General features: G+C 64.8%; 20 protein-coding genes. 15 read left to right on the top strand and 5 right to left on the bottom strand.

What is annotated here, in order from left to right:
• Positions 1-112: 112 nt before the first annotated feature.
• The 4 genes from P9A16_RS11895 to P9A16_RS11910 all read left to right on the top strand — a co-directional run bounded on the left by P9A16_RS11895 (position 113) and on the right by P9A16_RS11910 (position 2,912).
• Entirely contained in the window at positions 113-1,342 is a 1,230-nt protein-coding gene (locus P9A16_RS11895; RefSeq protein WP_023514908.1) for an ROK family transcriptional regulator, read from the top strand.
• Positions 1,343-1,771, top strand: coding sequence for an RbsD/FucU family protein (locus tag P9A16_RS11900; protein ID WP_023514909.1), 429 nt, complete (start codon positions 1,343-1,345; stop codon positions 1,769-1,771). It begins immediately after the preceding gene.
• Between the two features lie 100 nt (positions 1,772-1,871).
• Entirely contained in the window at positions 1,872-2,048 is a 177-nt protein-coding gene (locus tag P9A16_RS11905; protein ID WP_023514910.1) for a hypothetical protein, read from the top strand.
• A gap of 138 nt (positions 2,049-2,186) precedes the next feature.
• Positions 2,187-2,912: a type 1 glutamine amidotransferase gene (locus P9A16_RS11910; RefSeq protein WP_023514911.1), complete on the top strand. Its 726-nt coding sequence runs from the start codon at positions 2,187-2,189 to the stop codon at positions 2,910-2,912.
• Positions 2,913-2,931: 19 nt separating this feature from the next.
• Here the strand turns inward: P9A16_RS11910 and pdxR are convergent, their stop codons facing one another.
• The gene (gene pdxR, locus P9A16_RS11915; RefSeq protein WP_278025706.1) at positions 2,932-4,362 is read right to left on the bottom strand and encodes a MocR-like pyridoxine biosynthesis transcription factor PdxR; all 1,431 of its coding nucleotides are present in this window, start codon (positions 4,360-4,362) and stop codon (positions 2,932-2,934) included.
• 43 nt (positions 4,363-4,405) lie between these two features.
• Here pdxR and P9A16_RS11920 point away from each other — a divergent pair, with 43 nt between their 5' ends.
• The 4 genes from P9A16_RS11920 to P9A16_RS11935 all read left to right on the top strand — a co-directional run bounded on the left by P9A16_RS11920 (position 4,406) and on the right by P9A16_RS11935 (position 7,119).
• Complete coding sequence (locus P9A16_RS11920) at positions 4,406-5,122, top strand: pyridoxamine 5'-phosphate oxidase family protein (protein WP_023514913.1); 717 nt, start codon at positions 4,406-4,408, stop codon at positions 5,120-5,122.
• Positions 5,123-5,199: 77 nt separating this feature from the next.
• A complete protein-coding gene (locus tag P9A16_RS11925) occupies positions 5,200-5,829 on the top strand; it encodes a class I SAM-dependent methyltransferase (protein WP_023514914.1) in 630 nt (209 codons plus the stop codon).
• A 207-nt stretch (positions 5,830-6,036) separates the two neighbouring features.
• Positions 6,037-6,783, top strand: coding sequence for a F0F1 ATP synthase subunit A (locus P9A16_RS11930; protein ID WP_023514915.1), 747 nt, complete (start codon positions 6,037-6,039; stop codon positions 6,781-6,783).
• A 105-nt stretch (positions 6,784-6,888) separates the two neighbouring features.
• Positions 6,889-7,119 carry a hypothetical protein gene (locus P9A16_RS11935; RefSeq protein ID WP_023514916.1) on the top strand — a complete coding sequence of 77 codons (231 nt, stop codon included), beginning with the start codon at positions 6,889-6,891 and terminating at the stop codon, positions 7,117-7,119.
• A 36-nt stretch (positions 7,120-7,155) separates the two neighbouring features.
• Here P9A16_RS11935 and lepA read toward each other — a convergent pair whose 3' ends face one another.
• Positions 7,156-8,988 (bottom strand): translation elongation factor 4, encoded by a 1,833-nt coding sequence (lepA, locus tag P9A16_RS11940; protein WP_024270155.1) that lies wholly within the window; start codon positions 8,986-8,988, stop codon positions 7,156-7,158.
• A 61-nt stretch (positions 8,989-9,049) separates the two neighbouring features.
• Positions 9,050-10,300 carry an MFS transporter gene (locus P9A16_RS11945; protein WP_023514918.1) on the bottom strand — a complete coding sequence of 417 codons (1,251 nt, stop codon included), beginning with the start codon at positions 10,298-10,300 and terminating at the stop codon, positions 9,050-9,052.
• A gap of 136 nt (positions 10,301-10,436) precedes the next feature.
• Between P9A16_RS11945 and P9A16_RS11950 the strand changes: the two genes are divergently transcribed.
• Positions 10,437-11,021 (top strand): helix-turn-helix domain-containing protein, encoded by a 585-nt coding sequence (locus P9A16_RS11950; protein ID WP_023514376.1) that lies wholly within the window; start codon positions 10,437-10,439, stop codon positions 11,019-11,021.
• 14 nt (positions 11,022-11,035) lie between these two features.
• The gene (locus P9A16_RS11955; protein WP_023514375.1) at positions 11,036-11,572 is read left to right on the top strand and encodes a GNAT family N-acetyltransferase; all 537 of its coding nucleotides are present in this window, start codon (positions 11,036-11,038) and stop codon (positions 11,570-11,572) included.
• A gap of 93 nt (positions 11,573-11,665) precedes the next feature.
• On the opposite strand, the gene P9A16_RS11960 is transcribed toward P9A16_RS11955, so the two are convergent.
• Complete coding sequence (locus tag P9A16_RS11960) at positions 11,666-12,283, bottom strand: transglutaminase-like cysteine peptidase (protein WP_023514374.1); 618 nt, start codon at positions 12,281-12,283, stop codon at positions 11,666-11,668.
• Between the two features lie 108 nt (positions 12,284-12,391).
• Positions 12,392-13,210 (bottom strand): alpha/beta hydrolase, encoded by an 819-nt coding sequence (locus P9A16_RS11965; RefSeq protein ID WP_023514373.1) that lies wholly within the window; start codon positions 13,208-13,210, stop codon positions 12,392-12,394.
• 232 nt (positions 13,211-13,442) lie between these two features.
• On the opposite strand from P9A16_RS11965, the gene infC reads away from it, so the two are divergent.
• The 5 genes from infC to pheS all read left to right on the top strand — a co-directional run bounded on the left by infC (position 13,443) and on the right by pheS (position 16,885).
• Positions 13,443-13,979, top strand: coding sequence for a translation initiation factor IF-3 (infC, locus tag P9A16_RS11970; RefSeq protein ID WP_037405667.1), 537 nt, complete (start codon positions 13,443-13,445; stop codon positions 13,977-13,979).
• Between the two features lie 218 nt (positions 13,980-14,197).
• On the top strand, positions 14,198-14,401 hold the full coding sequence (gene rpmI / locus P9A16_RS11975) for a 50S ribosomal protein L35 (protein WP_024270153.1): 204 nt from the start codon (positions 14,198-14,200) through the stop codon (positions 14,399-14,401).
• Positions 14,402-14,440: 39 nt separating this feature from the next.
• Entirely contained in the window at positions 14,441-14,845 is a 405-nt protein-coding gene (gene rplT / locus P9A16_RS11980) for a 50S ribosomal protein L20 (protein ID WP_023513682.1), read from the top strand.
• 101 nt (positions 14,846-14,946) lie between these two features.
• Entirely contained in the window at positions 14,947-15,810 is an 864-nt protein-coding gene (locus tag P9A16_RS11985; RefSeq protein WP_023513681.1) for a hypothetical protein, read from the top strand.
• Positions 15,803-16,885, top strand: a complete 1,083-nt coding sequence (pheS, locus tag P9A16_RS11990; RefSeq protein WP_023513680.1) for a phenylalanine--tRNA ligase subunit alpha — start codon at positions 15,803-15,805, stop codon at positions 16,883-16,885. Before P9A16_RS11985 ends, pheS begins: the two co-directional genes overlap by 8 nt.

The raw sequence follows: 16,885 nt of genomic DNA on the forward strand, positions 1-16,885 counted from the left end.
GGAAAGATCGGGCGAAAAGCCCCGCTGTGCGTTTCCGGTGGAAGAGCGGAACGCCAGCCGATAAGAGGACCGGAAAGGGTGCGCGACGCCTGGTCCGGAACGGGAGGAGACGATGATCAGAAAGGACGCGACGGCACATGCCGTGCCGGCCGAAATCCTCGATCCGAGCGGCGGTGCAAACCAGGTGCGCGTCCGGGCCTATAACGAACGCCTGGTCATGTCGCTGGTGCGGCGGCACGGCAGCCTGTCCAAGGCCGAGATCGCCCGGCGCAGCGGCCTTTCCGCCCAGACCGTCACCGTCATCATGCGCGCGCTGGAGGCCGAGGGGCTCCTGATGCGCGGCGAGCCGATGCGCGGCAAGGTCGGCCAGCCTTCCGTGCCGATGCGGCTCAATCCCGATGCCGTCTATTCCTTCGGCCTGAAGATCGGTCGCCGCAGCGCCGATCTCGTCATGATGGATTTCGTCGGCGGCATCCGCCGGCAGGTGCGGCGGACTTATCCCTATCCCATGCCCGGTCCGCTGCTCGCCTTCGTCGAGGAGGGCCTTGCGGAACTCGAAGCCGCCATCACGCCGGAAGAACGCGCCCGCATTGCCGGTTTCGGTGTCGCCGCGCCGTTCGAACTCTGGAGCTGGGCGAGCGAAGTCGGGGCGCCGCAGGCCGACATGGATCAGTGGCGCGGTGTCGACCTCGAGGCGGAGATCGCCAGCCGCGTGTCCCATCCTGTGGTGCTCCAGAACGATGCGACGAGCGCATGCGCCGCCGAGCTCGTCTTCGGCCTCGGCCCGCAATATCCGGATTTCCTCTATCTCTTCATCGGCTCCTTCATCGGCGGCGGTGTGGTGCTGAACTCGGCGCTGTTCACCGGCCGCACCGGCACGGCGGGCGCCATCGGCCCCCTTCCCGTGCAGGGTCGCAACGGCGAGACGGTGCAGCTCCTGAAGATCGCTTCGGTCTATCGTCTGGAAAACCTGTTGCGCGAGCACGGCATCGATCCGAAGCCGCTGTGGTATTCGACGGATGGCTGGATCGATTTCGGCGCGCCGCTTGCAATCTGGATCGAGGACATGGCGGCCGCGCTTGCGCAGGCCGTCGTCGCCTCCGCCTCCGTCATCGACTTCTCTGCCGTCATCATCGACGGCGGTTTTCCCGCCTGGGTGCGCGAACGCGTGGTCGCGGCGACGCAGGCCGCCGTCGCCCGCCTCGATCTCCAGGGCGTCACCCTGCCGGAGATCGTCGAGGGTGCGGTCGGCAGTGCCGCGCGCTCGATCGGCGGGGCGAGCCTGCCGCTCTTCTCCCGCTATCTGCCGGACCACAACGTCCTCTTCAAGGAGCTTGCCTGAATGCTGAAAGGTCTTGATCCCATCCTGAGCCCGGAGCTGCTCGCCACGCTGCGTGCCATGGGCCACGGCGACGAGATTGCGATCGTCGACGGCAACTATCCGGGCGTCGAGCACGCCCGTCGTCTCATCCGCCTCGACGGCGTGCCGCTCATTCCCGTGCTGAATGCCGTGCTCTCGGTGATGCCGATCGATGATTTCGTCGAGGAGGCCATCTTCCGCTCCACCTTCCGCCAGGACCGCGACACGCTGGAGCCCGTGCACCGCGAAATCATCGACTGCTGCGCCGGCCACGAGCCGGATCGCGCGGTGGTGCCGCTGGTCGGTGCCGACTTCTACGGCCGTGTGCGCGCTGCCCATACATTGGTGCAGACCAGCGAGCCGCGGCTCTACGCCAACGTCATCCTGCGCAAGGGCGTCATCTATCCGTGACGCCTGTTTCCCGCGGAACAGCGGGCGGCGGGGCGATGTGCGACCTTCTGATCACCGGATGAGAGAGGCTCATCCTTACCAGAGATCAGGAGAGACCCCCATGCGCAAGATCATCGTTTCCGCCACCGTCGCCCTCGTTGCCGCCATCTCTTTTGCGGCGCCTTCCCAGGCCGGTTACTACAGCTACGGCTACGAGCCGTCCTGCTTCATCAAGAAGGTGAAGTCCTACGACTACTACGGCAACGTCATCATCAAGAAGATCCGCGTCTGCCACTGATCCCTTCCTTCTGCCGATCCTCCCCGACTTGCCCGGCTCGTAGGAGCCGGGTTCTTTCTGTTTCGGCTCTTCAATGCCCTTGAATGAAGCGGAGGCTCGTGTTTGTCTCGCGCGAGAATCGGGAAGCAGGAGTTTGGCATGCGGGTTCTGGTGGTTGAGAACGACAAGGTAACGCTGCTCGGGCAGATCGGCGTCGCGCTGGAAGAGGCGGGTGCCGAACTAGACCTCTGCCGCCCCCATGCGGGCGATGCCATTCCGGCGGATGATGCGGCCCACGATGCCATCGTCGTGATGGGCGGTCCGCAGAACGCACGCGACGACGATCGCCACGCTTATCTCCCTGCGCTCGCCGCGCTGATGCGGCGCTTCGGCGATGCGGACAAGTCCGTGCTCGGCGTCTGCCTCGGCAGCCAGCTTCTCGCCCGGGCCTATGGTGCGGAAAACCTGATCGGTGCGACGCCGGAATTCGGCTGGTGTACGGTCGCGCTGACGAAGGACGGTGCCGGTGATCCGGTTCTATCGGCGGCGGCTGGTGCGTTTCCGATCTTCCAGTGGCACAGCGATACGTTCACCCTGCCGGACAATGCCGTGCGCCTCGCCACCAATGGTGCTGCCGAGAACCAGGCTTTCCGTATCGGCCGCGCCACCTACGGCACGCAGTTTCATTTCGAGGCGAGCCGCACCGTGGTGGACGGTTGGGTCGACACCTTCCCGCAGCTCATCGAAACGCTCCAGCCCGGCTGGCTCGAAAAGCGCGCCGCGCTGGCCGATGAGAACGGCCCGAGCGCCGACGCGACGGGCCTTGCCATCGCACGGGCCTGGGTGGCGACGATTGCCCCCGTCGCAACGCGCCGGGTCGCCTGACGCGGCTTCGGATAGGGCGTCAGATCGCGGATATTGCTGCTGCAAAACGCGCGGCAGCGGCATCAAGGGTTTCGGGGGCAAAGCCGGAAAAGCCGATGACAAGGCCCTGCCGTGGCGGATTGGTGACGGCCATGGCCGAGAGTGCCCGGGCACCCAACCCTGCGCGCGCGGCAATCTCCACAGCCTCCGTATCGGCAAGTCCAGCCGGCAGACCGGCGACGAGGTGCAGGCCCTGGTCGGGCACGCCGACCGAAAGCGCGCCGGTCGCTGAAAGCCCCGCCACCAGCGCATCGCGCGCCGCCTGCGCCTGTCGCCGGGCGCGGCGCAGGTGCGCGGCGAAATGGCCTTCGCGAAGAAGGTCGGTGAGGGCGGCTTCGGCCAGCGTCGGCGGGCTGCGGTCGCTGCGGCTGCGCAAGGCCACGACCGTCTCCAGCAGCGGATCGGGAATGACGGCATAGCCGAGCCGGAGGCCCGGGAAGAGCACCTTGGAGAAGGTGCCGAGATAGATCACGCGTCCGCTGTCGTCCATGCCCTGCATGGCGGCGAGCGGCGGCCCGGCAAAGCGGAACTCGCTGTCATAGTCGTCCTCGATGATCCAACCGCCGGTCTCCCGCGCCCAGTCGATGAGGGCGAGCCGCCGGCGCATGCTCATGGTAACGCCGAGCGGGAACTGGTGCGACGGCGTGACGTAGATCGCGCGGGCGCCCGGTGCTGCCAGCGCGATATCCGCCCCCTCGCCATCCACGGCAAGGCCGGAGAGGACCAGACCGTTGCCGGAAAAGGCCGCCCGGGCGCTCGGATAACAGGGATCCTCGATCATCACCCGGTCGCCCGACGACAGCGCGCTGCGGATGACGAGATCTATGCCTTGCTGCGTGCCGGTCGTGATGATGATCGAACGTGCCTCGCAGCGCACACCGCGCGCTTGCCGGAGATAGGCGGCGACCGCCTGGCGCAGCGCCTCGCCGCCACGTGGATCGCCATAATAGAAATGCTCCGGCCCCGGCCGGGCGAGATGGCGCCCGAGCAGCGCGCGGAACTGTTTCAGCGTGCGTGCATCGGCCATGGCGACGCCGAGCGTGCCTGGCAACGGCATTTTCGGGGCGCTGCTTTCCCGCTCGATGGGGGCCGAGGGTTTCAGGGTTGGCACCCGGTCGGCAACGAAGGTGCCGGCCCCGGTACGGGCGACGGCAAAGCCCTCGGCGATCAACGTTTCGAAGGCGGCGACCACGCTGCCGCGCGAGGTTTTCAGGCGGTGCGCGAGATCCCGCGTCGGCGGCAGCTTGCTGCCGGGCGGAATGTCCCCGGCCTCGATCAGCCGGCGCAGCTCGCGGTAAAGCGACGGCGTCCGCCTGCCTGCTGCGGGAAGAACAGGAACGAGCGAGGACCAGTCTGGTAAAGTGGTCCTGATTTTTTGATCAGAATTGGTGCTTTTTCGATCCAATGCCATGGCGCACCATGGCGGCCTCTCCTTTGAAAGGCAAGCCCTGCACATGAGCACCGAGACCGTCGCCTATCCCGTCACCCCGCGCAACCGCGTCAAGCGCATGCACGAGCGCGGCAGCTACGATCGTGAAAGCGTCTATGCCATTCTCGATGCGGCCATGCTCTGTCACGTCGCCTATGTCATCGAAGGCCAGCCCTACGCGACGCCGACGCTTTTCTGGCGCAAGGGCGATACGCTCTACTGGCACGGTTCCTCCGCCAGCCGCATGCTGCGCCACCTGAAGACCGGGACGCCCGCCTGTCTCACCGTCGCCCATCTCGACGGGCTGGTACTCGCCCGATCCGGCTTCAACCATTCGGCCAATTATCGCTCTGCCATGTGCTTCGGCACGGCGCGGCTCGTCGAGGACCCGGAGGAGAAGATCGAGGCGATGCGCGATGTCGTAGACCGCTTCTATCCGGACCGCAGCACGCTGTTGCGCCCCATCACGCCACAGGAAGCCAAGGCGACGACGATCATCGCCATGCCGATCGACGAGGCGGCGGCCAAGGTGCGTGCCAAGGGCGTTGGTGACGACGAGGAGGATTTCGCCCTGCCGATCTGGGCCGGCGTCATCCCTGTTACGACGGTGCTCGGCCCTGTGCAGACCTGCCACCGGCTGGTCGAGGGCGTCGACATGCCCGACACGCTGTCGATCTTCCCGGAGGGCGGGCCACTGGATGCGGCACTCCTCACCGGCCAGCGGATCTACGAGGGCGTGTGAGGTTTTCGCACCGCGCGTCAACGCGGTTGACAGCCGCGCCGAACAGCTCTCCGGTGAAGCGGAACACCGGAGGGCAGATGAACGATATTCTGAAAGGCTACGCTGCCGCGGCGACGCCGGCGCTGATCGAGCGCTACGAGGCCTTCGATCCGGCGGCGCTCTATGCGCCCGTGCTCGACCTGCTGCCGCGGGCGCCGGGCCGTGTCGCCGATATCGGTGCGGGAACGGGGCGGGATGCGGCGTGGTTCGTCCGGCAGGGGCATACGGTTCTGGCGGTCGAGCCCGTACAGCCGCTCCGCGAGGCCGGCTTGGCGCGGCACGGCGATGTCGGCATCGTCTTTCTCGACGATGACTTGCCGCATCTTGCAAGGGTGCGGGATCACGGTCTCTTCGATCTCGTCACCCTCAACGGCGTCTGGCACCATCTCGATGCGCCTGCGCGCGCCGTTGCCCTGCCGGTTCTGGCCAATATGCTGCGACCTGGCGGCCGGCTGGTATTTGCCTTGCGCCACGGGCCCGGCGCACCGGGAAGGCCGGCCTTCCGGCTCTCGGACGAGGAGACGATCGACGCCGCGGCGCGCTGCGACCTGACGCTGCTTCGAAGCCGCAAGGCCGAATCACACCAGGCGGGCAACCGTGCGCTCGGCGTGGACTGGACCTGGATGGTTTTTGAATGGAGTGGGGTGCGATCGCGGCCCTTGCCATGATGCGGCCGAGCGGCTAAACAGCCCTCGCGCTGGACGACCTGCGCCTTGTTCGTTCCGGGGACGGCCCCTCATCTCGCAATCGAGAGAGAAAGCCCCGCGTGAACCCTTCACACCCTCCCTTTTCGAAATCAGCCGCGCGGTTTTCGCGTGCCGCAGTCGCGGCGCGCACGCCTGTCGTGCGCCCTGAAGCCTTCCCGAGGATATCCGATGGCCGGACCCATTGAGCAATTCGAGATCAAGCCGCTTGTACCGTTCGAGGTCGGCGGACTTGACCTCAGCTTCACCAATTCCTCTGCCTATATGGTGCTGACCATCGCCGCCGCGAGCGGCTTCCTGCTTTTCGCCACGCGCCGGCGCGGCCTGGTGCCCGGCCGCTGGCAGTCGAGCGCCGAAATGGTCTACGAATTCGTCGCGACGACACTCAGGGCCAACGCGGGTGAGCAGGGCATGCGTTTCTTCCCGCTGGTCTTTTCGCTCTTCATGTTTATCCTTGTCGCCAACCTCGTCGGCATGTTCCCCTATGCCTTCACGGTGACGAGCCACCTGATCGTCACTTTCGCGCTGGCCATGCTGGTCTTCTCCACGGTCACGCTTTACGGCCTCTTCAAGCACGGCACCCGCTTCTTCCGGCTGTTCGTGCCTGATGGCGTGCCGTTGATCCTGACGCCGATCATCGTGCCGATCGAGGTGATCTCCTACCTCTCGCGTCCCGTCAGCCATTCGGTCCGTCTGTTCGCCGTCATGCTCGCCGGCCATATCACGCTGAAAGTCTTCGCTGGCTTCGTCGTTTCGATGGGCAGCCTCGGCACGCTCGGCGTCATCGGCGCCATCCTGCCCTTCGGTATGACCGTCGCCCTGACCGCACTGGAACTGCTGATGGCGGTCATCCAGGCCTATGTCTTCACCATGCTGACCTGCATGTACCTGAACGACGCGCTGCATCCCGGTCACTGAGGCCGGCGGCCCTGTGCGGTTTCGGCACAGGGCCGCGATTCCGGCATTCACGGTATGGAAAGGGCGGTCGTGTAGAAAAGCACCGGTTTAAAAGGGGCGCCTCTCATGCAGATTGCCGGCATCATGAACACGGCCCGCGAGGGCATGGCGACGGAAACTGCGCGCATCGAGAGAGCCGCGCGCACCATCGCAGGCGCCGCTTCTCCGGCCGCGGGCGATCCGGCGCAGGATGTGCTGGACCTTGTCTTTGCCGAAACCGGTTTTCGTGCCAATGCGGCGGTCTTCGAAACGGGAGCCGACCTCTGGGAGGTCCTGGCGACGATCAAGCGGGATTGAGAAAGGAAAAGGGAGGCCCGAGCCTCCCTTTTTGTCTTATTCGTCGCCCATTTTGAGCGCGGCAATGAAGGCTTCCTGCGGAATCTCCACCTTGCCGAACTGGCGCATACGCTTCTTGCCGGCCTTCTGCTTGTCGAGCAGCTTGCGCTTGCGGGTGGCGTCGCCCCCGTAGCACTTGGCGGTGACGTCCTTGCGCAGCGCCGAGATCGTCTCGCGGGCGATCACGTTGCCGCCGATGGCGGCCTGGATCGGGATCTTGAACATGTGCTTCGGGATCAGCTCCTTGAGCTTCTCGCACATGTCGCGACCGCGCTTTTCCGCCGCCATGCGGTGCACCATCATGGACAGCGCATCGACCGGCTCGCCGTTGACGAGGATCGACATCTTCACCAGATGGCCTTCCTTGTGGTCGGTGATCTGGTAGTCGAACGAGGCGTAGCCCTTGGAGATCGACTTCAGGCGGTCGTAGAAGTCGAAGACGACTTCGTTGAGCGGCAGGTCGTAGGTCAGCATGGCGCGGGTGCCGACATAGGTCAGCTCGATCTGGATGCCGCGGCGGTCCTGGCAGAGCTTCAGGATGCCGCCGAGATAATCGTCGGGCGTGAGGATCGTCGCGCGGATCCACGGCTCATGGATTTCCGAGATCTTCACGACGTCGGGCATGTCTGCCGGATTGTGCAGCTCGCGTTCGGACCCGTCGGTCATGAACAGCTTGTAGACGACCGAGGGGGCCGTCGCGATCAGGTCCAGATCGAACTCGCGCTCCAGGCGTTCCTGGATGATTTCGAGGTGCAGAAGGCCGAGGAAGCCGCAGCGGAAGCCGAAGCCGAGCGCGGCCGAGCTTTCCATTTCGAAGGAGAACGAGGCGTCGTTGAGACGCAGCTTGCCCATTGCCGAGCGCAGGTCCTCGAAATCGGCGGCATCGACCGGGAAGAGGCCGCAGAAGACGACAGGCTGGGCCGGCTTGAAGCCGGGCAGGGCCTTTGCCGTCGGGCGCTTGTCTTCGGTGATCGTGTCGCCGACGCGCGTGTCGGCCACTTCCTTGATCGAGGCGGTGATGAAGCCGATCTCGCCCGGGCCGAGCGAATCCATCGCCACCATCTTCGGCGTCAGCACGCCGACGCGCTCGATCGTGTACTTCGCATCCGTGCCCATCATGCGGATGGTCTGGCCCTTGCTGATGCGACCTTCGATGACGCGCACGAGAACCATGACGCCAAGATAGGTATCGTACCAGCTGTCGACCAGCAGCGCCTTCAGGGGGGCCTTCTCGCCGCCCTCGCTCTTCGGCGCGGGCAATCGCTGGACGATGGCTTCGAGCACATCCGGAATGCCGAGGCCGGTCTTGGCGGAGATCAGCACGGCTTCCGACGCGTCGATGCCGATGACCTCCTCGATCTGTTCCTTGATGCGGTCGGGCTCGGCGGCCGGCAGGTCGATCTTGTTGAGCACGGTGACGAGCTCGTGATTGTTGTCGATCGCCTGGTAGACGTTGGCGAGCGTCTGGGCCTCGACCCCCTGGGAGGCATCGACGACGAGCAGCGAGCCCTCGCAGGCCGACAGCGAGCGCGAGACTTCGTAGGCGAAGTCGACGTGGCCGGGCGTGTCGATGAGGTTCAGCACATAGGTCTCGCCGTCGTTCGCCTTGTAGTGCAGGCGTACGGTCTGGGCCTTGATGGTGATGCCGCGCTCGCGCTCGATATCCATATTGTCGAGGACCTGCTCCGACATCTCGCGGTCGGCAAGGCCGCCGGTCGACTGGATCAGCCGGTCGGCAAGCGTCGACTTGCCGTGGTCGATATGGGCCACGATCGAGAAGTTGCGGATATGGTCGAGGGGCGTCGAATTGTTGGTGCTCATGCGCGCCATATAGCAGCGGGGGAGATTCCCGCAAAGCGGTAAATGAAGGGTTTCGTGCGTGCGAACGCCGCTATTCCGGGGCTTTTTCGCCTTCGACGAGCGCGCCGGCATTCGGCAGCTGGGCGCTCCTGATCTCGAAGTTCTCCCGCGCCTCCGGCGGCACGGTCTCGCGCAGCCGCAGCCGCTGGGCAACGAAGCCGGCATAGAGCAGCGCCACGGCCATGGCGGCATAGATGAAAGTCTTCGGGCCGAAGACCGGGGTCAGCGCCGTCACGGCGAGTGGAACCAGTGTCGCAGACGTCGACCAGGCGACGAGGAGGGTCGAGGCGAGCGGCACGAAATCCTCGGGGTCGGTCCGGTCGTTGGCGTGCGCATTGGCGATCGAATAGACACTTTCGACGGCGCCCGCCCAAAGCGCGAAGACGATCATGAGGATGACGAAGGCCTGGAAGGAGACGAAAAGAGCCGCGACCGCAGTGCTTGCGATCAGCATGCAGGTGGCGATCAGCACGATGCGCCGGTCGATACGGTCGGAGAGCGTGCCAAGCGGGTATTGTACGAAGATGAGGCCGAACTGCATGACGAACATCAGGAGCGCCACATCCGTCTGGCCGACCTTGTTCGTGGCGGCATAGATCGGCGTAAAGCCCTGTACGACCATGGAGAGGCCGCCGGCGGCCAGGACGCCGATCAGCGCGACAGGCGAGTTGCGCCAGGCCATGGCGAAATCGACGCTGACCCGGGCGGGTGCCGGTGGCGTGGGCAGTCGGGTGAGGCCGATGGGCAGCAGCGCGATCGTGGTGACGAAGATGGTGACGAGTGGTGCGAGATTGCCATCCGCCGGCATGCGGCCGAACAGCCAGGCGCCGACGCCGAGCCCCAGCACATAGGCCATGTAGAAGAAGGACATGGCCTTGCCGCGCCAGCGATTGTCGCTGGCATGGTTGAGCCAGCTCTGGGCTATGATGAAATTCGCATTGCCGGCCACGCCGTAGATGCCGCGGGCGAGGATCCAGATGACCGGGTTGACGCCGAGCGCGACGAGGAAGGCCGCGATGATGACCAGCGCCAGCGAGCAGGAAAAGGCGCGGGCATGGCCGACGCGGCGGATGACGGGGCCCGCGATGACGCAGCCGACAAGCCCGCCGAAGGCGATCGCCGTGACGGCTGCCCCCGGCGTCCAGGAGGGCGCATCGGCGCGCGACAGCACGTAGGGCACATAGGCCAGCATCACCCCGTTGCCGATGGCGACGAAGGTCATCGAAACGACGATGGCGGTGATGGAAAAGAGCGAGGACGCCCGCTGTGCTTCACCTGTCATCCGCCCGCCCTCCGATTCTTGCTGCGGCACCTTATCCGGCAGGTGGATGTCGCATTGTCGCGGGAGCGGCATCGCCGGAAAATATTATTTTGGAAAGGCTCAGTCCATTGACTCTATTATAAGAGATAATTATTCCATGATAATGGAAGAAGCAATCGACCCCCTGGAAAGTGCCATCGGCGAGCGCGTGCGGCTGTTGCGCATGGCGCGCGGCCAGACGCTGGAAGACCTTGCCGGCGCCTCCGGCGTCAGCCGGGCGATGATCTCGCGCATCGAGCGCGGCGAGGCGAGCCCGACGGCACAATTGCTCTCGCGGCTCTGTGCCGCGCTCGATCTCACGCTCTCCGCCTTCTTCGCCTTCTCCGAGGCGGCGGGCGATCCCTTGTCGCGGCTTGAGGACCAGGTGGTCTGGCGGGATCCCGAAACGGGCTACCAGCGTCGTGCCGTCTCGGCGCCGAACACGGCCTCGCGCGTCGAGGTGATCGACGTGGCGTTTCCGCCGGGCGCGCGCATCGCCTATCCGCCGGAAACGGCCAAGGCCGGCATGACGCAGCACGTCTGGCTGTTTGCCGGCAGTCTGCGCATGACGGTCGGCACGGCCGTGCATGAGCTTTACCCCGGGGACTGCCTATATATGAGCATCACCGAAGGGCATGTCTTCGAGAATCCCGGCGTGGAGCCGGCGCATTATGCCGTGGTGCTGGACCGCGGTCGATCCTGAGCCAGGAGGACGAGATGAGCGAGATCAGGCTGCTCGATGCCGATGAAACCCGGGCCCGGCTGGGCGAACTGGCGGATGTGCTGACCGATTGCGTGACTGGCGGGGCCTCCGTCGGCTTCATGGCGCCTTATGGGCCGGCCGATGCGCTGCCCTTCTGGCAGGATGTGGCGGCGTCTGTGGGTGAGGGCGCGACGTTGCTCTTCGCCGCCGAACGGGAAGGGCGGATCGTCGGCACGGTGCAGGTCGGCATCCGCCAGATGCCGAACCAGCCGCACCGGGCGGATGTGAAGAAGCTGCTCGTCAAGGAGAGCGAGCGCGGCCGCGGCGTCGCCCGCAGGCTGATGGCCGCTGCCGAGGCGGAGGCCGCGCAGCGCGGCAAGACTGTGCTGGTGCTCGATACCGCCACCGGCAGCCCCGCGGAAACCGTCTACGAACGCCTCGGCTGGCAACGCGCCGGGGTTATTCCTGACTATGCGCTCTACCCGGATGGCCGTTTCTGCGCGACGACCTTCTTCTACAAGCGGATCGGCGAGGCGGCCCTGGCGGTGTAACGTTGGGGCGTGCCATTCCGTGGGGTCGGTTCTTGAAAAGACAAAAGCCGCGGATTGCTCCGCGGCCTTCGCAGTCCCCCTGCGAAATGTGTCTTACTGGCCGACAGACGACACCATGACGGCATCGCCGTTTTCGATCGAGACCCAGCGGCCGGCGTGGAAAGAAGCCTGGCGCTTCAGGTAGCGATAGGGCGTTTCCGTCCAGAGCTTGACCTCGTTGTTGAGGTTGTCGAGGATGAAGTCGCCCTCCGTGGTGCGCAGCGTCAGCACGGCATGGCCTTCGCCATCCGGCTTGCGCACGACGGTGATCAGCAGATCGCCGGCAGCAAAGCCCTTTTCGATCAGCTTCTTGCGCTTGAGCAGAACATAATCCTCGCAGTCGCCTGCGCCGTCCGGATAGGCCCAGACCTCGTCCTTGCCGTAGAGGTCCTTGTCGGTCATCGGCGTGACGGCACGGTTGGTGCTGGCGTTGATCTCGCGCACCACCGTCCAGCCGAAGGTCGTCACCTTGGCAGGCGCCTGGCCGCGCACACCCGTGCGGCACTCGGAAGCGTTGGTCTGACAGAATTCATAATGGCCGATCGGCTGGGACGTGATGCCGCCGGTCTGCATGGTCAGCGCCGAAGCCGGCGCCGTGAAAGCCGAGGAAGAAGAAACGAGGAGAGCGAGAACCGCCGCAACCCCAGCCTTCGCACCAATCATTCGTGCCATGAAACGTCCCCTAATCGTTAACAAAGAGTTAACGGTCAGGCGGGCACTTCGTCAATCATGAGATTTGGCGATGCGGGAATATGGTTAAAATGTGATCGGGCCGGGGCCTCATCGCCCGCGGACGAGGGCTTCTGTTGCCTCGAGGATCTTGGCGATATCCTGCGGGCGCGACAGACGATGGTCCCCGTCACGGATCATGGTCAGCACGACGTCGTCGCCGGAAAGGTGCTCCATCAGGCGCACCGCATGGCCATAGGGTACATCGGGGTCGGCCATGCCCTGCAGGATGTGCACGGGGCAGCCGGTCTCGATGGCGCCGGTCAGAACGCGGTTGTCGCGGCCGTCCTCGATGAGTTTGCGCGTATAGATGTTCGGGTCGGGGCCGTAGGGCGTCGGCTCCTCGAACTGGCCGCGCTCGGCCAGCGCCGTGCGCTCGGCCTCCGTCAAGTTGGGCTCGATCAGGTCCGAGGTGAAATCCGGCGCCGGCGCGATGAGCACGAGGCCAGCGATGTCGATGCCGCCGCGCCCGGCAAGTTCGGCCACGGCACGCAGTGCGATCCACCCGCCCATCGAGGAGCCGACGAGCACCGCGCGGCGCGAGCCGAGCGTCTTTGCCGCGTGGTCGATCACCGCGAGCGTCTCCTCCAGCCAGCGTGAGATCGTGCCGTCGACGAAGGCGCCGCCGGAGGCGCCGTGGCCCGAATAGTCGAAGCGTACGCAGCCGGTGCCGAGGCGGGCGGCAAGCCCGGCAAGCTCCACCGCCTTGGTGCCGGTCATGTCGGACCGGTAGCCGCCGAGCCAAATGATGTGCGCCAGATCGTTGCCGGCTGCGGCCGGCTGAAGCGCCATCGCGATCTTGCGGGCGTCGTCACCCGCGCCCACGGTGATGAATTCCGCAGGGACCCCGTTGCCGTTCGACGCCGTCATGCCTATCTCCTTGTCCTGTGCCCCGACCGCGGCAAAGCGCTCGCCGGCCGGTCTTTTGCCGAGAGCTAGACCAGATTCGCGCGTGCAAGGACAGGTGGTGATTTTTTCCACGCGGCATGCTATTGACTTCGCAAGCGCGATCAACACATTGCCGGAAAACGCCGTCAGGCGGGCAAACGGCCCGGTCGACGCAGGCCCATACCTATCGAAACAGTTCGAGGAGAACACGACCATTCGCAGACCCTTTAAAGCGGAAGCCCCCGTCAAGGACGGCCCGCGCTCCAACAAGGAAATCCGGATTCCCCGGGTTCAGCTTATCGATGCCGACGGTAACAACCACGGCACCGTCCCGACTGATCAGGCACTCCGCATGGCCGAAGAAGCCGGCCTCGATCTCGTGGAGATTTCGCCGAACTCCGAGCCGCCCGTCTGCAAGATCCTTGACCTGGGCAAGCTGAAATACGCCAACCAGAAGAAGGCGGCCGAAGCGCGCAAGAAGCAGAAGATCGTCGAGATCAAGGAAATCAAGATGCGCCCGAACATCGACACGCATGATTATGACGTGAAGATGAAGGCGATGAACCGCTTCTTCGACGAAGGCGACAAGGTCAAGGTGACCCTGAAGTTCCGCGGCCGCGAAATGGCCCACCAGGAGCTTGGCATGAAGCTCCTGATGCAGGTCAAGGAAGACACGCAAACCATCGCCAAGGTGGAAGCTGAGCCGAAGCTCGAAGGCCGCCAGATGATGATGGTGCTCGCGCCGCGGTAACGCGACCCCATGACCACCGGATCGAAGCCGCCTTTCGGGGCGGCTTTTCCGTTTCTGCCTGCCGGATGTCGGGGTTCGAGGATTCCGGTTGCGCTTTTGAGGGACATCGGTTACAAGCCGCCGTCCGAACGGTCCGGCAGGGCATGCCGTGGCCGTTCTTTACGCTGGAGATGCACCTCGTCAGTGTGTCTCGAATTCAAGAAGAATGGAGTAGCAAAATGCCCAAGATGAAGACGAAGTCCTCTGCCAAGAAGCGGTTCAAGATCACCGCGACCGGCAAGGTCGTTGCAGCTGCCGCCGGCAAGCGCCACGGCATGATCAAGCGTACCAACAAGTTCATTCGCGACGCGCGCGGCACCATGGTGCTGGCCGAGCCCGATGGCAAGAAGGTCATCAAGAACTACCTGCCGAACGGTCTCTGAGACTAATCGCGCGATTTGATACGTTAAGGAGATCATGACATGGCACGTGTAAAACGCGGCGTAACTTCCCACGCCAAGCACAAGAAGACGCTGAAGGCAGCCAAGGGCTTCTACGGCCGCCGCAAGAACACCATCCGCGCCGCCAAGGCCGCGGTTGATCGTTCCAAGCAGTTCGCCTACCGCGACCGCAAGGTCAACAAGCGCAATTTCCGCGCGCTCTGGATCCAGCGCATCAACGCTGCCGTCCGCGAGCACGGCCTGACCTATGGCCGCTTCATCGATGGCCTGAACAAGGCTGGCATCGAAGTCGACCGCAAGGTTCTGTCCGACATGGCGATCCATGAGACCGCAGCTTTCGGCGCGCTCGTCGCAGCCGCCAAGAAGGCGCTGGAATACCTCAAGGACACCGGCACGAAGAACGAGTTTGAAGCCGCCGTAAACTAACCGGCGCTTCCACAACCAAAACATCGTTTCGTTGTGAAACCCGCGCCGGGGAACCGGTGCGGGTTTTTGCTTTGTGGACCGGCCTCATCGGAGGACTGGAGATGGATGGCAGGCTGAACGATCTATCCGCGATCCCGGATGCGACCCCCAGGGACATCGAGACGCTTCTCGCTGTTCTTGCCCGTGGTGCGCGCCGTATCGAGCGCGTGGAAATGTCGTTCGGCACCGTCTGGGTGAAGCGCTACGGCACGGAAAAGCCGATCGTCTGGACGCATGCGCAAAATGCGCTCGCCCGGCTGTTCCGCAAACCCTTCCTGCGCGCCTCTCCGCGCCTGGACCGCAAGGCCATGGTGGATCGCGAGGTGCGGCGGCTCGAGGCCTTCGCTGCCGAGGGCTTGCCGGTGCCGAAGGTGCTCTATCGCTCGGACGGTGCGCTTGTCCTGTCCGATGCCGGTCCGACGATCGGCATGCAGCTGGGAACGCTGAAATCAGCCGATCCGGCGCGCCATGATGCGCTGCTCGTTGCCTGTGCTGCCGATCTCGGGTCCGTGCATGCGCTGAACCTCTGTCACGGACGCCCGCACCCGCGTGACCTCTTTCTCGAGAATGGCCGTGTCGGCTACATGGATTTCGAGGAGGAACCGGAAGCCGCCATGCCGCTGCCCGCCGCCCAGGCGCGCGACCTGTGGCTCCTGTTTCTCCAGCTCGTGCCGAGCGCGCTCGATGGCGAAACGACCGCGGGCCGGGCGCTTTCCGCCTGGATGGAGAGCGCGCCCGGTGATGCGCTTTCCGAACTCTGTCTTCTCGTGGCGTTTCTCGCCAAGTTTTTATGGCTCACCCGATTGATCGGGCGCGTGCACATGGGTAGTGATCTGCGGCGTTTCCTCGCCGCAACCCGCTATCTGTCGCAGGTTCTCCTGCCGCCCCGCCCGGCCGACGCAAGCAAAGCAGGTAAAGATGACTGAACTCGATACACTGGAACATGGCCTCCTTTCCGCCGTCGCCGAAGCCTCTGACGAGGCGGCGATCGAAGCCGTGCGCGTCGGCGCCCTCGGCAAGAAGGGTTCCGTCTCCGAACTCCTCAAGACGCTCGGCACCATGTCGCCGGAAGAGCGCCAGACGCGCGGCGCGGCGATCAACGCGTTGAAGACCCGCGTCACCGATGCGATCACCGAGCGCAAGACGGCGCTGCGCGATGCTGCCATCGAGGCGCGCCTTGCCGCCGAGACGGTGGATGTCAGCCTGCCGGTGCGCTCCTCGCCCGCCGAGCGCGGCCGCATCCATCCGATCAGCCAGATCGTCGACGAGATCACCGCGATCTTCGGCGACATGGGCTTTTCCATCGCTGAAGGTCCCGACGTCGAGACGGACTACTACAACTTCACGGCGCTGAACTTCCCGGAAGGCCATCCGGCCCGCGAGATGCACGACACGTTCTTCTTCCCCGCGGACGAGAACGGCGAGCGCAAGGTGCTGCGCACGCACACCTCGCCGGTGCAGATCCGCACCATGGAAGCGCAGAAGCCGCCGATCCGCATCATCATTCCCGGCAAGACCTACCGTCAGGACAGTGACGCGACCCATTCACCCATGTTCCATCAGGTCGAAGGCCTCGTGGTCGACAAGACCGCCAATGTCGCCAACATGCGCTGGGTGCTGGAAGAGTTCTGCAAGGCCTTTTTCGAGGTCGACAGCGTCACGATGCGCTTCCGCCCGTCCTTCTTCCCGTTCACCGAGCCGTCCTTCGAGGTCGATATCCAGTGCGATCGCTCGGGCCCGATCGTCAAGTTCGGCGAAGGCACCGACTGGATGGAAATCCTCGGCTGCGGCATGGTCCATCCGAACGTCCTGCGCGCCGGTGGGCTCGACCCCGATGAATATCAGGGCTTTGCCTGGGGCATGGGCCTCGACCGCATCGCCATGCTGAAATACGGCATGCCTGACCTGCGCGACTTCTTCAACGCCGATGTCCGCTGGCTCAGCCACTACGGCTTCCGCCCGCTCGACATGCCGACATTGTTCGGCGGCCTCAGCGCGTAA

Origin of the sequence: Shinella sp. 838 (assembly GCF_029623935.1) — a bacterium.
In the GTDB taxonomy this organism is placed as follows: Bacteria; Pseudomonadota; Alphaproteobacteria; order Rhizobiales; family Rhizobiaceae; genus Shinella.

Coding starts and splice junctions, on each gene's coding strand:
- P9A16_RS11985 (WP_023513681.1), top strand. CDS start 14,947: ATGGATGGCAGGCTGAACGATCTATCCGCGATCCCGGATGCGACCCCC.
- lepA (WP_024270155.1), bottom strand. CDS start 8,988: ATGGCGCGCATGAGCACCAACAATTCGACGCCCCTCGACCATATCCGC.
- P9A16_RS11960 (WP_023514374.1), bottom strand. CDS start 12,283: ATGGCACGAATGATTGGTGCGAAGGCTGGGGTTGCGGCGGTTCTCGCT.
- rplT (WP_023513682.1), top strand. CDS start 14,441: ATGGCACGTGTAAAACGCGGCGTAACTTCCCACGCCAAGCACAAGAAG.
- P9A16_RS11930 (WP_023514915.1), top strand. CDS start 6,037: ATGGCCGGACCCATTGAGCAATTCGAGATCAAGCCGCTTGTACCGTTC.
- P9A16_RS11910 (WP_023514911.1), top strand. CDS start 2,187: ATGCGGGTTCTGGTGGTTGAGAACGACAAGGTAACGCTGCTCGGGCAG.
- P9A16_RS11965 (WP_023514373.1), bottom strand. CDS start 13,210: ATGACGGCGTCGAACGGCAACGGGGTCCCTGCGGAATTCATCACCGTG.
- P9A16_RS11900 (WP_023514909.1), top strand. CDS start 1,343: ATGCTGAAAGGTCTTGATCCCATCCTGAGCCCGGAGCTGCTCGCCACG.
- P9A16_RS11955 (WP_023514375.1), top strand. CDS start 11,036: ATGAGCGAGATCAGGCTGCTCGATGCCGATGAAACCCGGGCCCGGCTG.
- P9A16_RS11950 (WP_023514376.1), top strand. CDS start 10,437: ATGATAATGGAAGAAGCAATCGACCCCCTGGAAAGTGCCATCGGCGAG.
- P9A16_RS11920 (WP_023514913.1), top strand. CDS start 4,406: ATGAGCACCGAGACCGTCGCCTATCCCGTCACCCCGCGCAACCGCGTC.
- P9A16_RS11945 (WP_023514918.1), bottom strand. CDS start 10,300: ATGACAGGTGAAGCACAGCGGGCGTCCTCGCTCTTTTCCATCACCGCC.
- P9A16_RS11935 (WP_023514916.1), top strand. CDS start 6,889: ATGCAGATTGCCGGCATCATGAACACGGCCCGCGAGGGCATGGCGACG.
- P9A16_RS11895 (WP_023514908.1), top strand. CDS start 113: ATGATCAGAAAGGACGCGACGGCACATGCCGTGCCGGCCGAAATCCTC.
- P9A16_RS11925 (WP_023514914.1), top strand. CDS start 5,200: ATGAACGATATTCTGAAAGGCTACGCTGCCGCGGCGACGCCGGCGCTG.
- P9A16_RS11905 (WP_023514910.1), top strand. CDS start 1,872: ATGCGCAAGATCATCGTTTCCGCCACCGTCGCCCTCGTTGCCGCCATC.
- rpmI (WP_024270153.1), top strand. CDS start 14,198: ATGCCCAAGATGAAGACGAAGTCCTCTGCCAAGAAGCGGTTCAAGATC.
- pheS (WP_023513680.1), top strand. CDS start 15,803: ATGACTGAACTCGATACACTGGAACATGGCCTCCTTTCCGCCGTCGCC.
- pdxR (WP_278025706.1), bottom strand. CDS start 4,362: ATGGCATTGGATCGAAAAAGCACCAATTCTGATCAAAAAATCAGGACC.